Source organism: uncultured Tenacibaculum sp. (assembly GCF_947495995.1).
Lineage (GTDB): Bacteria > Bacteroidota > Bacteroidia > Flavobacteriales > Flavobacteriaceae > Polaribacter.
In genome coordinates, this window is sequence record NZ_CANMAX010000001.1 from 851,109 (window position 1) to 865,822 (window position 14,714).

At 29.1% G+C, this 14,714-nt stretch carries 15 protein-coding genes; 5 read left to right on the plus strand and 10 right to left on the minus strand.

The features are described 5' to 3' along the window. Positions 1-162: 162 nt before the first annotated feature. Positions 163-1,158: an NAD(P)H-dependent glycerol-3-phosphate dehydrogenase gene (locus Q1A15_RS03900; RefSeq protein ID WP_299619058.1), complete on the minus strand. Its 996-nt coding sequence runs from the start codon at positions 1,156-1,158 to the stop codon at positions 163-165. 95 nt (positions 1,159-1,253) lie between these two features. On the opposite strand from Q1A15_RS03900, the gene dut reads away from it, so the two are divergent. Beyond that, a complete protein-coding gene (dut, locus tag Q1A15_RS03905) occupies positions 1,254-1,685 on the plus strand; it encodes a dUTP diphosphatase (protein WP_299619061.1) in 432 nt (143 codons plus the stop codon). Here the strand turns inward: dut and Q1A15_RS03910 are convergent. The 4 genes from Q1A15_RS03910 to recA all read right to left on the minus strand — a co-directional run bounded on the left by Q1A15_RS03910 (position 1,682) and on the right by recA (position 5,996). Beyond that, positions 1,682-2,224: a GNAT family N-acetyltransferase gene (locus tag Q1A15_RS03910; protein ID WP_299619065.1), complete on the minus strand. Its 543-nt coding sequence runs from the start codon at positions 2,222-2,224 to the stop codon at positions 1,682-1,684. The genes dut and Q1A15_RS03910 overlap by 4 nt on opposite strands. A 78-nt stretch (positions 2,225-2,302) precedes the next feature. Beyond that, positions 2,303-3,976, minus strand: coding sequence for an amidohydrolase (locus tag Q1A15_RS03915; protein WP_299619068.1), 1,674 nt, complete (start codon positions 3,974-3,976; stop codon positions 2,303-2,305). A 28-nt stretch (positions 3,977-4,004) separates the two neighbouring features. Next, positions 4,005-4,862, minus strand: a complete 858-nt coding sequence (locus Q1A15_RS03920; protein ID WP_299619071.1) for an AraC family transcriptional regulator — start codon at positions 4,860-4,862, stop codon at positions 4,005-4,007. 126 nt (positions 4,863-4,988) lie between these two features. Further along, positions 4,989-5,996, minus strand: a complete 1,008-nt coding sequence (gene recA / locus Q1A15_RS03925) for a recombinase RecA (RefSeq protein ID WP_299619074.1) — start codon at positions 5,994-5,996, stop codon at positions 4,989-4,991. A gap of 91 nt (positions 5,997-6,087) precedes the next feature. Here recA and Q1A15_RS03930 point away from each other — a divergent pair, with 91 nt between their 5' ends. After that, positions 6,088-6,657, plus strand: coding sequence for a pseudouridine synthase (locus Q1A15_RS03930; RefSeq protein WP_299619077.1), 570 nt, complete (start codon positions 6,088-6,090; stop codon positions 6,655-6,657). A 241-nt stretch (positions 6,658-6,898) separates the two neighbouring features. On the opposite strand, the gene Q1A15_RS03935 is transcribed toward Q1A15_RS03930, so the two are convergent. Next, complete coding sequence (locus Q1A15_RS03935; protein ID WP_299619080.1) at positions 6,899-7,339, minus strand: GNAT family N-acetyltransferase; 441 nt, start codon at positions 7,337-7,339, stop codon at positions 6,899-6,901. A gap of 14 nt (positions 7,340-7,353) precedes the next feature. Next, positions 7,354-7,785: a ribose 5-phosphate isomerase B gene (rpiB, locus tag Q1A15_RS03940; protein WP_299619083.1), complete on the minus strand. Its 432-nt coding sequence runs from the start codon at positions 7,783-7,785 to the stop codon at positions 7,354-7,356. A gap of 826 nt (positions 7,786-8,611) precedes the next feature. Here rpiB and rnr point away from each other — a divergent pair. The 3 genes from rnr to tatA all read left to right on the plus strand — a co-directional run bounded on the left by rnr (position 8,612) and on the right by tatA (position 11,777). Further along, entirely contained in the window at positions 8,612-10,810 is a 2,199-nt protein-coding gene (gene rnr / locus Q1A15_RS03945; protein WP_299619086.1) for a ribonuclease R, read from the plus strand. 70 nt (positions 10,811-10,880) lie between these two features. Then, entirely contained in the window at positions 10,881-11,558 is a 678-nt protein-coding gene (locus tag Q1A15_RS03950; RefSeq protein ID WP_299619090.1) for a head GIN domain-containing protein, read from the plus strand. A 36-nt stretch (positions 11,559-11,594) separates the two neighbouring features. Beyond that, positions 11,595-11,777 carry a twin-arginine translocase TatA/TatE family subunit gene (tatA, locus tag Q1A15_RS03955; protein ID WP_299619093.1) on the plus strand — a complete coding sequence of 61 codons (183 nt, stop codon included), beginning with the start codon at positions 11,595-11,597 and terminating at the stop codon, positions 11,775-11,777. 43 nt (positions 11,778-11,820) lie between these two features. Here tatA and Q1A15_RS03960 read toward each other — a convergent pair whose 3' ends face one another. Genes Q1A15_RS03960 through Q1A15_RS03970 form a run of 3 tightly spaced genes read right to left on the minus strand, consistent with a single transcriptional unit; the run spans position 11,821 to position 14,602 of the window. Further along, positions 11,821-12,501, minus strand: a complete 681-nt coding sequence (locus tag Q1A15_RS03960) for a LytTR family DNA-binding domain-containing protein (protein ID WP_299619097.1) — start codon at positions 12,499-12,501, stop codon at positions 11,821-11,823. Further along, positions 12,498-13,535 carry a histidine kinase gene (locus Q1A15_RS03965; protein ID WP_299619100.1) on the minus strand — a complete coding sequence of 346 codons (1,038 nt, stop codon included), beginning with the start codon at positions 13,533-13,535 and terminating at the stop codon, positions 12,498-12,500. Before Q1A15_RS03965 ends, Q1A15_RS03960 begins: the two co-directional genes overlap by 4 nt. Further along, a complete protein-coding gene (locus tag Q1A15_RS03970; RefSeq protein ID WP_299619103.1) occupies positions 13,532-14,602 on the minus strand; it encodes a serine hydrolase domain-containing protein in 1,071 nt (356 codons plus the stop codon). The genes Q1A15_RS03965 and Q1A15_RS03970 overlap by 4 nt, the downstream gene beginning before the upstream one ends. Between the last annotated feature and the right edge of the window lie 112 nt (positions 14,603-14,714).

Consider the following 14,714-nt stretch of genomic DNA (forward strand, 5'->3'; position numbering starts at 1 on the left):
ATTTTTATTTAACTTTTTATAAAATATTTAATAACTTTTTTATGCCGCTAGATTTTTTTTTTAATTTACTTTTGTGTCGTGAAAAATTTAGGGCGTTAGATGATGTTTGATTTCATTTTGTAGGTATTATTTGAAGGGTTTTTATACTTTTAACTTGAAAAGTTAATCTAACATATTTGTTAGTTTCTCAAACACTTCTTTCGCCTCTTTTTTCCCATACAAAATGCTGTAAATGGCATCTATAATTGGTGTTTTAGCACCATTTTCTTCATTTATCTTGTAAGCACTTTTTGTCGCGTAATAGCCTTCAGCAACCATATTCATTTCTAACATTGCAGACTTTACAGTATATCCTTTTCCAATCATATTTCCGAACATTCTGTTTCTACTAAATACCGAATAACCAGTCACTAACAAATCTCCTAAATAAGCAGAATTATTAATGTTTCGCTTCATACGATGTACTTTTTTAATATATCGTTTCATTTCACGAATGGCATTACTCATTAATACAGACTGAAAATTATCTCCATATCCTAAACCATGTGCAATACCAGCCGCAATAGCATAAATATTCTTTAACATGGCAGAATATTCTGTACCGAAAATATCATCAGACACTTTAGTTTTAATATATCTTCCTTTGATACATTTACTAAGTTCTTTTGCTTTTCTTTGATCTTGAGAAGCAATCGTTAAATACGATAAACGCTCCATCGCAACCTCTTCAGCATGACATGGTCCAGCTATAACTCCAATATTTTCGTAAGAAACATTATAATTTTTATGAAAATGCTCTCCAACAATTAATCCTGTTTCTGGAACAATACCTTTAATCGCTGAAAAAATGATTTTATTATCTAATGATGCTGTTAATTTTTCTAATTCAGAATTTAAAAAAGCAGAAGGAATCGCAAAAATAAGTACATCGTAATTCTCAACTAACTCGTTGATATCGTTTGTTAAATCTAATTGTTCAGGGTGCAATTCTGCAGAGCTTAAATAATTAGGATTATGCTTATTTCTTTTGATATGTTCTATTGCATAAACGCTTCTCATATACCAACCAATTTTGGCTGTATTTTCGGACAACATTTTTACTATTGCAGTTGCCCAACTTCCTCCACCAAGAACTGCTATTTTTTCAAATTCGCTCATCTTTGTTGTTTGTTTTATAATGCTAAATTAATAAAACTATAATCTAGTAAGGAATTGTAAGTATTATTTATCTTTGAAACGCTAAAAAATGTGAAATGAACGTTGAAATAATTAACAAATCAAAGCATCAAATTCCTACGTATGAAACTGAAGGTTCTGCAGGAATGGATTTAAGAGCTAATTTAAATGAACCTGTAATTTTAAAGCCTTTAGAAAGAGCTATTATTAAAACAGGATTGTTTATTGCTTTACCTCAAGGATATGAAGCTCAGGTTCGTCCTAGAAGTGGACTTGCAGCTAAAAAAGGAATTACTGTATTAAATTCTCCTGGAACTGTAGATGCAGATTATAGAGGTGAAATTGGAGTGATTTTAGTAAATCTTTCTAATGATGAATTTACAGTGAACGATGGTGAGCGAATTGCACAATTAGTAATAGCTAAACACGAACGTGTAAACTGGCAAGAAGTTTCTGTATTAGATGAAACTGAAAGAGGTGCTGGTGGATTTGGAAGTACTGGAGTTTAATTCAATATTTTATACACCTGACTCATTTTTCTGTATTTATCATGCAATAAATCAAAAGGTAAAAAGCAATGTGAATGGTATTGATAACCTAGTTTTTTATAAAACTCAAAAGCTTGTGGTTTTTCATCCATAGCATCTAACCAAATCATTTCATATTGTTTTTTCTTTGCTTCATTTTCTAACCACAATAATAATTGCTTTCCAACACCTTTACCTTGTGTTTTAGAATGTAAGTAAATTCGATGTAATTTTACTGCTTTTCTTTTCTCAGTAAAATTTTCTAATTCACTATTCCAATTCACTTTAAAATTACCAACTTTTTCTCCATCAACGACTACAAAGTAATAATCTGAATTTAGCTCTGCTAACTCTTTTACTATATTTTCTTCAGAATACTGACTGTTTATATACCAATTACCAGCATCTTCCCAGAAATAATCATAGGCTTGAGGATATACTTCTTTCATTAAATCAAACAAAATTGAAGTATCATTTGAAGTTATAGGAACTAAACTTATTTGCTCGCTTACTGTAATCACTTTTTTCTTTTAAAAATAAAAAAACAGCTGTAGTTAAACTACAACTATTATCGAATTTCACAGAAAACTATTCAGTGTTTATTTTTTATAAATTTCATTTCCATTAAAAACAGTTCTAATCACTTTTGTTTGGTTTATCTGATTTGTTGGAATCGTAAAAATATTCTGATCTACAACGATAAAATCTGCCAATTTTCCTACTTCTAAAGAACCAACTTCATTTTCTTGTCGCATAACATAAGCACCGTTAATTGTATAGCCTTTAATAGCTTCTTCTAATGAAATATTTTGCGGATTACGTGTTACTGCATTTTGAATTCCTACAAAAGGATTTAATGTACTTACATTCCAATCGCTACTTAATGTCAATCGAACGTTAGCATCTGTAAGAGATTTTATCGGAACTAAGTTATTCGCTAATGTTGTTCCTACCAATTCTACATTTTCTTGCCAGAATTCAGGTTTTGTAAATTCACCTGCTACTTGCGCATCTGCAGTAATATTTAATTGTTTAAATCGTGTAATATCTTCACTATCTACCATTTCAACATGAGTCAATCGATGACGATTTTCTAAATTACTAGCATTTTCTATTGCATTTATAGCTTCATGAACTCCTCTATTTCCTATGGCATGAATATGAAAATCAAATCCAACACCTTCTAGTTCTCTAATATATTTTGCTATTCTATTTTCAGAAAAATAATTCAGTCCATTGTTTGTAGTTTTATTAAAGTAATCTACATGATAATCTGTGTGTAAAGCAGCTGTTGTATTGTGGGTAATTCCATCTGAATACAACTTAATTTGATTGATCTTTAATAAGCTATTCTTATTGTTACTAAATAATGACTTTAAACTAGTAATTTGAGCATCGTCATCGGCTTCAGGATACGCCCAAAGTCCTAAATTAAAACGAGCAGTTAACATTTTATCTTCTGCTAATTGTTGCCAAACTTTATGTTGATTTCTCTTCCAATATGTTCTTGCATCTGATACAGATGTAATTCCATTTTTAGCAAGTTCTGGTAATACATAATTTACCATTCCATCGTATTCATTATTACTATTTTCTAAAGATTTTTGAGCTATTTGAAAAACAATATCTCCAGCATTATCAATTAAAATTCCATTTAGTTTTCCTGCTTCTTTCATAAGAATTCCTCCAGTTGGATTTTCACTTGAATCTGTAAAATCTGCAAGTTCTAAGGCTTTAGAATTTACCCACATCGAATGTGATGTATGTTCCATAATAATTACCGGCCTATTTGGTACAATTTCATCTAAAAGTAGCAACGGACTTTCTTCTGATGTTAAAAGTGTATTTATAGAATGACCAAAACCTATTAGCCAATCATTATCTATCTGTTCTTGTGAAGCTTGCTTAATTATGGGTAAATAATTGTTTATATCTTCTTCATTTTCATCTAATGTAAATGTTGTACTCGTTGCTCCTACTTCCATTGGATGCATGTGAACATCGTGAAAACCTGGTAATACTAATTTCCCTTTTAAATCTATTTCTTCAACAGCATTATCCAAAGCATTTCTAGCTTCTGAATTCGATCCAACAAAAACAATTTTATTTTTTTCAATAATCATTGCTTCTGCCCAAGGTTGACTTTCATTAACCGTATAAATTTTACCATTAAAATATAACTTTTGATTGCTAGCGGTAATACTTATAGATTCTCTTTTTGAACACGATTGTGAACCTAATATTAAACTTAAAATGAGTACTATAATTTTCATTTTATTCATTTTTAAAACTGATTTTTAATCAGCCTTTAATTGGTATAAAAATTTCTGTTTTATAATCTGCTTCATTCGATGTATTTCCTTCATGAAGAATGTAGAATTCTAAAAATGGCTTTTCTGTGATTTCATAAGAAGTTGTGAATAACCATTTCGTAAATATCTTATCGTAAGTATCGGCTATAGTTTTGTAAGAGCCTATGTGTTCAAAAACTGCATAAGTTTCAGATGGTATTCCTTTAGTATTGAATTTAGAGTTTACCAATTCTAAATCATCTATAACCAAACAAGCATCGTAATGATAGCTTAATTTTTCTGATATAATAGGTTCATCCCAAATAATTCCAAAAGATTCAGCTGTATTTACATCAACTCCTAATCTTTCTGATTGTTCAATAAAATTATCCCAAATACTATCTAAATCAGTACTATAATAATCACCTTTAAAGGTAGTATATAAGACTCTTTTCTCTGGTAAAACAGTAATTCTTTCCTCAAAAAAAGGCATAATTTCTTCTGTTATTTTTTCGCTTTTCTTAAATAATTCTTCTTTTTTATTTCTATACTTTGAAGGCGAAATACCAAAGTGTTTTTTAAATGCTTTACTGAAAGAAAATACATCTGAATATCCAACTTCTTCGGCGATCAGTTTTATTTCTTTTTGTGAATACACTAATATTTTTGCTGCGTTTTCTACCTTCAATCTTGTTACATAAGCTCCTATAGTTTCACTATAAAATGCTTTAAATACTCTCTGTAAATTTCTGTATGAGAAACTCGATAATTGTTCTAATTCTGTGATAGAAATTTTCTGATTGTATTGAGTTCTTATGTAGGAAACTACTTGTTGCAACCGTTGTTTATAGAATTCTTTTGTTTCCATATGGCAAATGTAGTATTGAAAATAGTCAGCGCTTTTGTCCTAAATTGACAATTGACATTTTAAGATACAAAAAAAGCAATTGATTGACTCAATTGCTTTTAGATATAATTTTATTTTAGAAACGAACTATTCTTGGTTATCGATAGCTTCTTTAATTTTAGTTTCTAATTCTTCCATTAATTCTGGATTGTCTTTAATTAGGTTTTTAACAGCATCTCTACCCTGACCTAATTTTGTGTCTCCATAACTAAACCAAGATCCACTCTTTTTAACAATACCAAGTTCTACACCGATATCTAAAATTTCACCAACTTTAGAAATTCCTAATCCGTACATAATATCAAATTCTGCAGTTTGGAATGGTGGTGCTACTTTGTTTTTAACAATTTTTACTTTAGTACTGTTACCAATAACACGATCTCCGTCTTTAATTTGTGTTCTTCTACGAATATCTAAACGAACAGAAGCATAGAATTTTAATGCATTACCACCCGTTGTAGTTTCTGGATTTCCGAACATTACACCAATCTTCTCACGTAACTGGTTAATAAAGATTACTGTACAGTTAGTTTTACTGATAGTAGCTGTTAACTTACGTAATGCTTGAGACATTAAACGTGCATGTAATCCCATTTTAGAATCACCCATTTCACCTTCAATCTCAGATTTTGGTGTCAAAGCTGCTACAGAATCGACAACAACAATATCAATAGCTCCAGAACGAATTAAGTTATCAGCAATTTCTAATGCTTGTTCACCATGATCTGGTTGCGATATAATTAAGTTATCAACATCTACTCCTAAACTTTCAGCATAAAAACGATCGAAAGCATGTTCTGCATCAATAAATGCTGCAATTCCACCAGCTTTTTGAGCTTCAGCAATTGCATGTATAGTTAAGGTTGTTTTACCAGAAGATTCTGGTCCGTATATTTCAATAATTCTTCCTCTAGGATATCCTCCAACACCTAACGCTAAATCTAACCCTAAAGAACCAGAAGAAATCGCATCTACATCGTCGATTACTTTATCTCCTAATTTCATTACAGTTCCTTTTCCGTAAGACTTATCTAATTTATCTAGAGTGAGTTGAAGCGCTTTTAATTTCGCTTCTTTTTCTTTATCTGTTGCCATAAAATTGGTAAAAATTATTATAAAATAAGATATGCTAAGTTATGAAAAAAGTAGTGTAATTTTGATTCCTTTTTCAGATTAACTATTTATTATGGAACATCGTCATTTTATTATTCATAAACCTTTTGGATTTCTTTCTCAGTTTATCAACAATCAAACTAAGAGACAGAAAAAAATGTTAGGAGAATTACACGATTTTCCTGAAGGAACAATGGCTATTGGACGTTTAGATGTAAAATCTGAAGGTTTATTATTGTTAACAACCGATGGAAAAGTAAGTGATTTTATTACGACACGTGGTAAAGTAGAGAAAGAATACTATGTACAAGTAGATGGTGCAATTACTAACAAAGAAATTAAATTGTTAAAAACCGGTGTTAAAATTGGAATTAAAGGTGAAAAATACCTGACAAAACCTTGTAAAGTTAGGGTTATTAATACTCCAAATTTTCCGGAACGTTCTATGAAAATTAGAGACGATCGACACGGACCAACATCTTGGATTTCAATTATATTACAAGAAGGAAAATATCGCCAGGTTCGTAAAATGACTTCTGCAGTTGGTTTTCCAACACTACGTTTAGTTCGTGTTCGAATAGGAAATATATGGTTAAACGATTTACCTTCTGGTGGTGTTAAAGAAGTTTCTAAATTAATTTAATAAATTTATTACTTATTAACCTTTAACCTATTATTATGTTTTCGAAAATTTCAAAATTAGGAATTGTACTAAACAAAACAGAATTAAAAAATATTAACGGTAGTCGCACTCGTAACAGATGTAAAATTGAACTTGACTGCCCTGGTGGCTTTTATTGGAATAGTTTACTTTGTACTTGTGAAATGATTGAGTTTTAAAAAATAAGGCTATCTAAAAATTTAGGTAGCCTTATTTAATTTATTTAACTCTTTATCATATGAATATGAGGAATTCCATCTTCTATATAACCTTCACCAACTTGTTGAAAACCGTGAGATTCGTAAAACTTTTGTAAATAAGTTTGCGCACCTATTTTTATAGTTTCTGTAGAAAACTTGTTAATAACAGTATCAATAGAGAATTTCATTAAATCGTGACCGTAACCATATTTACGTTCCGACTGTTTTACAATAACTCTACCTATACTAGCTTCTTCAAAATAATCTGATGGTTTAAATAAACGCGTGTAGGCTATAATTTCATTATTCTTTACACCTAAAACATGTAAAGCTTTATCATCTTTACCATCGATATCTTGATATACACAATCTTGTTCAACAACAAATACTTCTGAACGTAATTGTAATAAACTATAAAGCTCCCTTAAAGAGAGCTCATTAAAATATTTTACTAAAAATTCCATTTGTTAACTAGTTATTAACTACAAGCGATTTTAGATACTCTATTTTGGTGACGACCACCTTCGAATTCAGTAGCTAAGAAAATTTTTACAAAGCCTAATGCTTGTTGTAATGAAACAAAACGAGCCGGAATTGTTAATATGTTGGCATTATTATGTTGTCTTGATAAAGCAACCAATTCGTTGTTCCAACATAACGCAGCTCTAATTCCTTGATGTTTGTTTGCAGTCATTTGTGCTCCGTTACCGCTTCCGCATAAAATAATACCTAAATCGGCTTCATTATTTTCAACTGCATTAGCTGTTGGATGAATTGTATCTGGATAATCCATACTACCATTATCATCTGTTCCAAAATTAACTACAGTATGACCTAATTCTTCTAATAATTTGATGATTTCAAACTTATATTCTGTTCCTGCGTGATCATTACCAATAGCAATAGTCATAATTTCTTGATTTTAATTGTGTTGTTGGCCACAAAAATAGTGTTATTAACGGTTATCAACAGTAATTAACAATGCTTTTTTTTAAAAGGGTAATAAACATCTTAAAATAAACGATTTATCAATATTTCTAAATTGTTAAGAACTACTAAGAAGTTTATCAAAAGAATTTTTGGCTTTCTGAGTTTTTTTTACAATACAGCGATCTACATGAATTATGCAACTTTTTTTTTAGTTTTTTAATTTGAATTTATCAACATAAAATTTACAATTTATTTACAGTGAACAAGAAATTAACTATTCATAAAAATAAGTGTATTTCTAATCAAACGGATTGTTAATAACTCTATTTCTTAGTTGATTTTCAGTCTATTTTTATGCTTATAAATTGTTAATTTCATTTAATAAGTGATAAAACCAAATTTAAATTCAGAAAACAATTCCACAAATTAACACACTATTATAATCAGCTTTCTTTTTTTTAAAATTTTAAATAAAACAATTAATAATAATATAAGTTGTTAATAAGGAAAAATGGACTATGAAATTTTGATTAGGTAATGAATGTCTTTTTTAGAAGAAATCACTTTTGTTGAGTCATTCTTACTAAATGTCGTGTTTATACTTACTGCAGCAATAATGATTCCTGTAATGAATATTACAAGAAAGAAGATAATTATTTTGCGTAAGTTTTTCACTTTGTAGTAGTTAGTTTATATAAAGACGAGAAAATTTAAGAGATGTTACATTTTTCTTAAGATTTTTTTAAGAAATAGTTTTAAGAATAATTCTTTGTACTTTGGTTGTACGAAAAATTTTAAATAATTATATGCCTAAAAAAAAGAAGATTTATAAGAAGAAAGGTAAGGTAATCAAAGACTTAACAAGAAAGATATTCAGAATATTGAATGAGGATAGTAATAAGACTTTTAATTACAAACAAATTGCTAGCAAAATAGCAGTTAGTGATACAGACGGAAAAAATCAGATTATAAAGAAGCTAGGTGAACTAGCGAGCACAAAAAAAATTATTGAAGTTGAAAAAGGAAAATATAAAATTAATGAAGATCGTAAATATCATATAGGTACCATAGATTTAACAAGTAATGGTAATGGATATTTTATTTGTGACGATTTTGAAGATGATATTTTTGTTCCTTCAGTAAACATAAATAAAGCTTTACAAGATGATATTGTTAGAGTTTATGTGTATAACAAAAGAAAAACATCAAAACTCGAAGCTGATGTTGTAGAAGTTATAGAGAGAGCACGCCAGGAGTTTGTTGGAACATTACAAATGAGCAAAAATTTTGGTTTTGTTTTACCAGACAATTCTAAAATGTATGCAGATATATTTGTTTCGAAAGGAAAATTGAATGGAGCTGACAACGGAGATAAAGTTGTAGCGAAAATTACAGATTGGCCAGAAAACTCTAAAAATCCGTTTGGAAAGATTACTCAAATCTTAGGAAAACCAGGTGACCACGATACTGAAATCCATTCTATCTTATTAGAATACGGTTTACCTTATGAGTTTCCTAAAGAAGTAGAAGAAGACGCAGAAAAATTATCAATAGAAATTACTGCTGAAGAAATTGCTAAACGTAGAGATATGAGATCTGATCTTACGTTTACTATTGATCCGAAAGATGCAAAAGATTTTGATGACGCTTTATCGTTCACTGTATTAGAAAATGGTAATTACGAAATTGGAATTCATATTGCAGATGTTTCACATTATGTTCAACCTAAAACTATTTTAGATGATGAAGCTTACGACAGAGCAACATCTGTATATTTAGTTGATCGTGTGGTACCTATGTTACCAGAAATGCTTTCGAACGGTGTTTGTTCATTACGTCCGAATGAAGAAAAATTGACTTTTTCCGCCGTTTTTGAAATGAATGAAAAAGCGCAGATTGTAAATCAGTGGTTTGGTAGAACTGTTACTTATTCTGATAAACGTTTCGCTTATGAAGAAGCACAAGCAATTATAGAAAGTAAAACGAACGTAGTTCCTGAAAATGTTTCTTTAACTGGTTCTGAATATACTGTTGATGAAAATATTTCAAACGCTATTTTAAAATTAGATGAGTTAGCTAAGAAAATGCGTGGTAAGCGAATGAAAGCTGGTGCGATATCTTTTGATAAAGTAGAAGTTAAGTTTCATTTAGATGAGAATGCAAATCCAATTGGAGTATTTTTCAAAGAAGGAAAAGATGCTAATAAACTGATTGAAGAGTTTATGTTACTAGCTAACAGAAAAGTAGCAGAATTTATTGGTAAAGCTAAAGGTGGAAAACCAAGCAATAAAACATTTGTATATCGTGTTCATGACGAACCAGATGTTGAAAAGTTAGCTTCTTTACAGAATATTATATCTAAGTTTGGTTATAAAATTGATACACAAACCAGAGAAACAACTTCTCAATCTTTAAACACACTCTTAAAAGAAGTACAAGGAAAAGGAGAAGCAAATATGGTTGAAACTTTAGCCATCCGTTCGATGAGTAAAGCTGTGTATACGACACAAAATATTGGTCATTATGGTTTAGCATTTGAGTATTATAGTCATTTTACTTCACCTATTCGAAGATATCCTGATGTAATGACACACAGATTGTTACAACATTATTTAGATGGAGGAGCTACGCCAAAAGTAGAGACTTATGAAGAACGTTGTAAACACTCTTCTAAAATGGAAGAACTTGCTGCAAAGGCAGAACGTGATTCTATTAAATACATGCAAGTCAAGTACATGCAAGATCATAAAGATGAAGAGTTTGAAGGTGTGGTTTCTGGTGTTACAGAATGGGGAATTTATGTTGAAATCTTATCAAATAAATGTGAAGGAATGGTTCGTATTCGAGACATTAAAGATGATTACTACATTTTTGACGAGAAACAATATGCTGTTGTTGGACAAGCAACACAAGCAATTATTCAACTTGGAGATCAAGTAGTTGTAAAAGTTAAACATACCGATCTTGAACGTAAACATTTAGATTTTGAATTGATTTCTCACTAAACTTTAACTTTTTAAATATACTATTTATTTAAATTTTTAGTTTTATTTACAAATCCATAATCACCTAATAATGAAACAAATATTTTTTATAAAGCTTTGTTTTTTATCCTTAGTAACATTTGCTCAAACCACAATTACCAAGCAACTTAAAGATTTTGAAATTCTTAAAGTGTATAATGGTATTGATATTGAATTAATAAAGTCAGATAAACAAGAAATTCATATCACAGGAGAAAAGGCAGATAAGGTTAAGATTAAACAACAAGGTAAGAAGTTAAAAGTTTTACTTCGTTTTCCTGAAACAACAGCAGACGGAAAAGTAAAAGCAAAATTATATTTTAATAAAGATATACAAACAATAGATGCTAATGAAGGTGTTACATTAACATGTAAAGAAATCAATCAGAATCATGTTGAGATCAAAGCACAAGAAGGCGCATTTATGAACTTAGTTGTTAACACTAAACATTTAACCGTTAAAAGTTCTTCTGGTGGCGTAATTAAACTTTCAGGAGAAGCTAAAAATCAAACTGTTAAATTAGATTTAGGAGCAACATATCATGGTTATAACCTAAAAGTTACTAACGTTTCAACAGTTACTGCAGGTTCTGGAGCTAAAGCTGAAATTGATAGTGGTGAAACACTTAATGCTAAAGTAAGTTTTGGAGGAACTATTCTTTATAAAGGAAAGCCAGAAGTAATTGAAGAAAAGAAAGTAATTGGTGGAACTATTGAAAGAAGTAACTAAAGTTTTTTATATCTTTGCACTACAAAATTTTGGATGATGAATACATTAACAATTTTATTAGGAATTCCTGGAGGACCACAAATATTAATAATCTTAGTTGTGGTATTGTTGTTATTTGGAGGTAAGAAAATTCCTGAATTAATGAGAGGTTTAGGAACTGGTATCAAAGAATTCAAAGATGCTACCAAGAAAGACGAAGAGGAAAGAATAGAAGAATAATATTTCACTATAAGATAAAAAGCTCACAATTTGTGAGCTTTTTTTATTGCATTAACTTCGTAACTACTTCTTTTTTCAATCGTACACTAATAGGTATTTTATACTGATATATAAGTATTTGATTACCTACTATTTCATTTACTTTATTTTTAGATACCACATATGATTTGTGTGTTTGAATAAATAAATCTTCTGGTAATTGTTCTAGCATTTGTTTTAGTGTACTATGCGATACTATTACTTCCTCTTTTGTAATAATCTTCACATAATTTTGCATCGACTCTAAAAATAGAATATCCTCAACAGTAATCTTTTTAATTGAATTAGATGTTTTAATAAACAGGTTTTCAACAGTATCTTTTGAATTCAGTAAACGTTCTGCTTTATTAACAGCTTTTAAAAAACGATCAAACGGAATAGGTTTTACCAAATAATCTATAACATCAAAATCAAAGCTTTCTAAAGCATGTTCAGAATATGCACTAGTAATTACTACCAAAGGTGATTTTTGTAATGTTTTTAACCATTCTAAACCAGTTATCAAAGGCATGTTTATATCTAGAAATACTAGATCAATTTCATGTGATTGTAAATGTTCATTTGCAATAATTGCATTCTTACACAAAGCAATAACATTCAATACAGGTATTTGATCGCAATACTCTTTTATACCTTGTCTTGCAATAGGTTCATCATCAACAATTAAACAGTTAATTTTTCTCAATGTAAATCAATTTCAAGTTTTACTTTATATGTATTTTCTGTATTTGTAAGATCTAAATTGTATTTATTTTTATACGTTAATTCTAATCTCTTTTTTACGTTTTTTAAACCTATGCCTCCACTCCTATTTCCTTGTATTAAAGAGTCTTTTGTATTTTCTACGATCAGTTGTAATATGTTATTTTTTTCTTCTAAAACTATAGATATTCTATTGTCTTTCGAATCATTATGATTACTAACATATTTAAAAGCATTTTCAATAAAAGGAATTAATAATAACGGCATAATCAAATTATTTTCCTTTTCGATTTCAATAGAGAAATCTAGATGAATATCTTCTCCTTTTCGTATTTGTTCTATACTGATGTATTCTTCAATATAACTAACTTCTTTGTACAGTTCTATTTTGTTTGTATTACTCTCATACAATTGATATCGAAGTAAGTTAGAAAATTTGAGAAGTGTGTTTTTAGCATTTGCATCATTTTTACCGATGATATGATATATGCTGTTAATTCCATTGAATAAAAAATGTGGATTTAACTGAGCTTTTAAGTACTTTAATTCTGCATTATGATTCTCAACCAATAATTCTTGTTTGACACGCTCAGATCGAATGTATTCTTGTTGAAATCGATAATAGAAACCAACAATAAAATATATAAAATGAAAAACAGAGTTATGATAAATCCAGATGATTGCAATGGCTATAGGATGGAAATCGTAAACTCTATTATCTATTGCAAGTTTAACATCAAGGTATGTTTCTAAAAAAGTAATTAGAAAGAATAAAACGATAGCATAAATCCAAAACTTCGTTTTTTTCTGCTTTACATAGAATTTAGGAACCAACCAGAAAATCTGAAGATAAAATAAAGTAGCATTAAAAAACATACCATATAGGTATGCTTTTTTCAATAATCCTCCTTCTTTTCCAAACCCATTCCAACTTAAATTACCAGAAGTTATATATAGATAACTTAATAACCAGAAAGTTAAGTGTAGTAGAACAAGAAATATTTTCTTTTTTATCATTTTATTAATTTCTTAAATATAGAAAAACATAAGTTATCTACACTTGCCGATTTACTATTGAAAGCAGAAATATTAGATAAAACCAATACAGCTTTTTTAGATTGTTTACTAAAAACTAAGCAAGATCTATATCCACCAGTTCCACCATTATGCCAGTAAAACTTTTTATTTTTATTATCTATAATCTGCCATCCTAAACCAATTTTAGCCACTTTATTTTTAGCATAAGTTTCTTGTAATGGTAAAGTATACAAAGCATCATTTTCGAAGTTCTTACGTATGAATTTCTCCATATCTTTAGTTGTAGATTTAATTCCACCTGCGCCAACCATAGCATCTGTAAAATCCCAATTGCTAGCTATACTTCCATCTTCATTTAAACCTTTTACCAATTTATTTTTATTAATAAGATTCATAGAAGAACTGTTCATAGATAACGGATTAAAAATTACCTCTTTTAATAGTTCTTCGTAAGACTTATTTTCTTTTTTTGTGACGATATAACCTAATAATCCCATCCCTAAGTTAGAGTAAATACTTTTTGTACCCGATTTAAAAGCATAATCTAAATCTGTCTTTAAATAAGCTAATAAATCATCTTTAGTATAGTTTTTATAAGGATTATCTGGAGTTTTCTCCCTCTTACTATAAATGTTTGTTGGTAATACTGGAAGCCCAGAACTATGATTCGATAATTGTTGTAAAGTAATGCTGTCTCCTTTATGTATTTTAAAATTGAAGTTACTTTGTAAAGTCTCATTTAAACTACTTTCTCCCTTCTGTACAGAATTTGATAATAGAATATTTGTAAACACTTTTGTAATAGATCCTATTTCAAAAATACTTTCTTTATTATCAATTAGATCTACGGTATCATTTAGCTTTTTTACTCCAATAAACTCTGAATTATCAACATCTATAACCAATACCGATAACTCTGTATTAGTAGGAAAACCTTTTACAAAAGTTTTAATATCTGAACTATAATCTTTGTTATTCTCTTGAGCTTTAATATTAAATAAGCTTATTAAACCTAAGATAATACAAGTGTTTTTAAAGTATTTCATTTTCATTGTTTTATTATTTGATAACAAAGAAATAAATGATTTACATACTTAACTATTTTGTTTGATGAACGTATATATTTACTTGATAAACGTAAAAAAGCCAGTAGTTATA

Coding starts and splice junctions, on each gene's coding strand:
- Q1A15_RS03920 (WP_299619071.1), bottom strand. CDS start 4,862: ATGGAAACAAAAGAATTCTATAAACAACGGTTGCAACAAGTAGTTTCC.
- Q1A15_RS03965 (WP_299619100.1), bottom strand. CDS start 13,535: ATGATAAAAAAGAAAATATTTCTTGTTCTACTACACTTAACTTTCTGG.
- Q1A15_RS03900 (WP_299619058.1), bottom strand. CDS start 1,158: ATGAGCGAATTTGAAAAAATAGCAGTTCTTGGTGGAGGAAGTTGGGCA.
- rpiB (WP_299619083.1), bottom strand. CDS start 7,785: ATGACTATTGCTATTGGTAATGATCACGCAGGAACAGAATATAAGTTT.
- Q1A15_RS03935 (WP_299619080.1), bottom strand. CDS start 7,339: ATGGAATTTTTAGTAAAATATTTTAATGAGCTCTCTTTAAGGGAGCTT.
- rnr (WP_299619086.1), top strand. CDS start 8,612: ATGCCTAAAAAAAAGAAGATTTATAAGAAGAAAGGTAAGGTAATCAAA.
- tatA (WP_299619093.1), top strand. CDS start 11,595: ATGAATACATTAACAATTTTATTAGGAATTCCTGGAGGACCACAAATA.
- Q1A15_RS03970 (WP_299619103.1), bottom strand. CDS start 14,602: ATGAAATACTTTAAAAACACTTGTATTATCTTAGGTTTAATAAGCTTA.
- dut (WP_299619061.1), top strand. CDS start 1,254: ATGAACGTTGAAATAATTAACAAATCAAAGCATCAAATTCCTACGTAT.
- recA (WP_299619074.1), bottom strand. CDS start 5,996: ATGGCAACAGATAAAGAAAAAGAAGCGAAATTAAAAGCGCTTCAACTC.
- Q1A15_RS03930 (WP_299619077.1), top strand. CDS start 6,088: ATGGAACATCGTCATTTTATTATTCATAAACCTTTTGGATTTCTTTCT.
- Q1A15_RS03915 (WP_299619068.1), bottom strand. CDS start 3,976: ATGAAAATTATAGTACTCATTTTAAGTTTAATATTAGGTTCACAATCG.
- Q1A15_RS03950 (WP_299619090.1), top strand. CDS start 10,881: ATGAAACAAATATTTTTTATAAAGCTTTGTTTTTTATCCTTAGTAACA.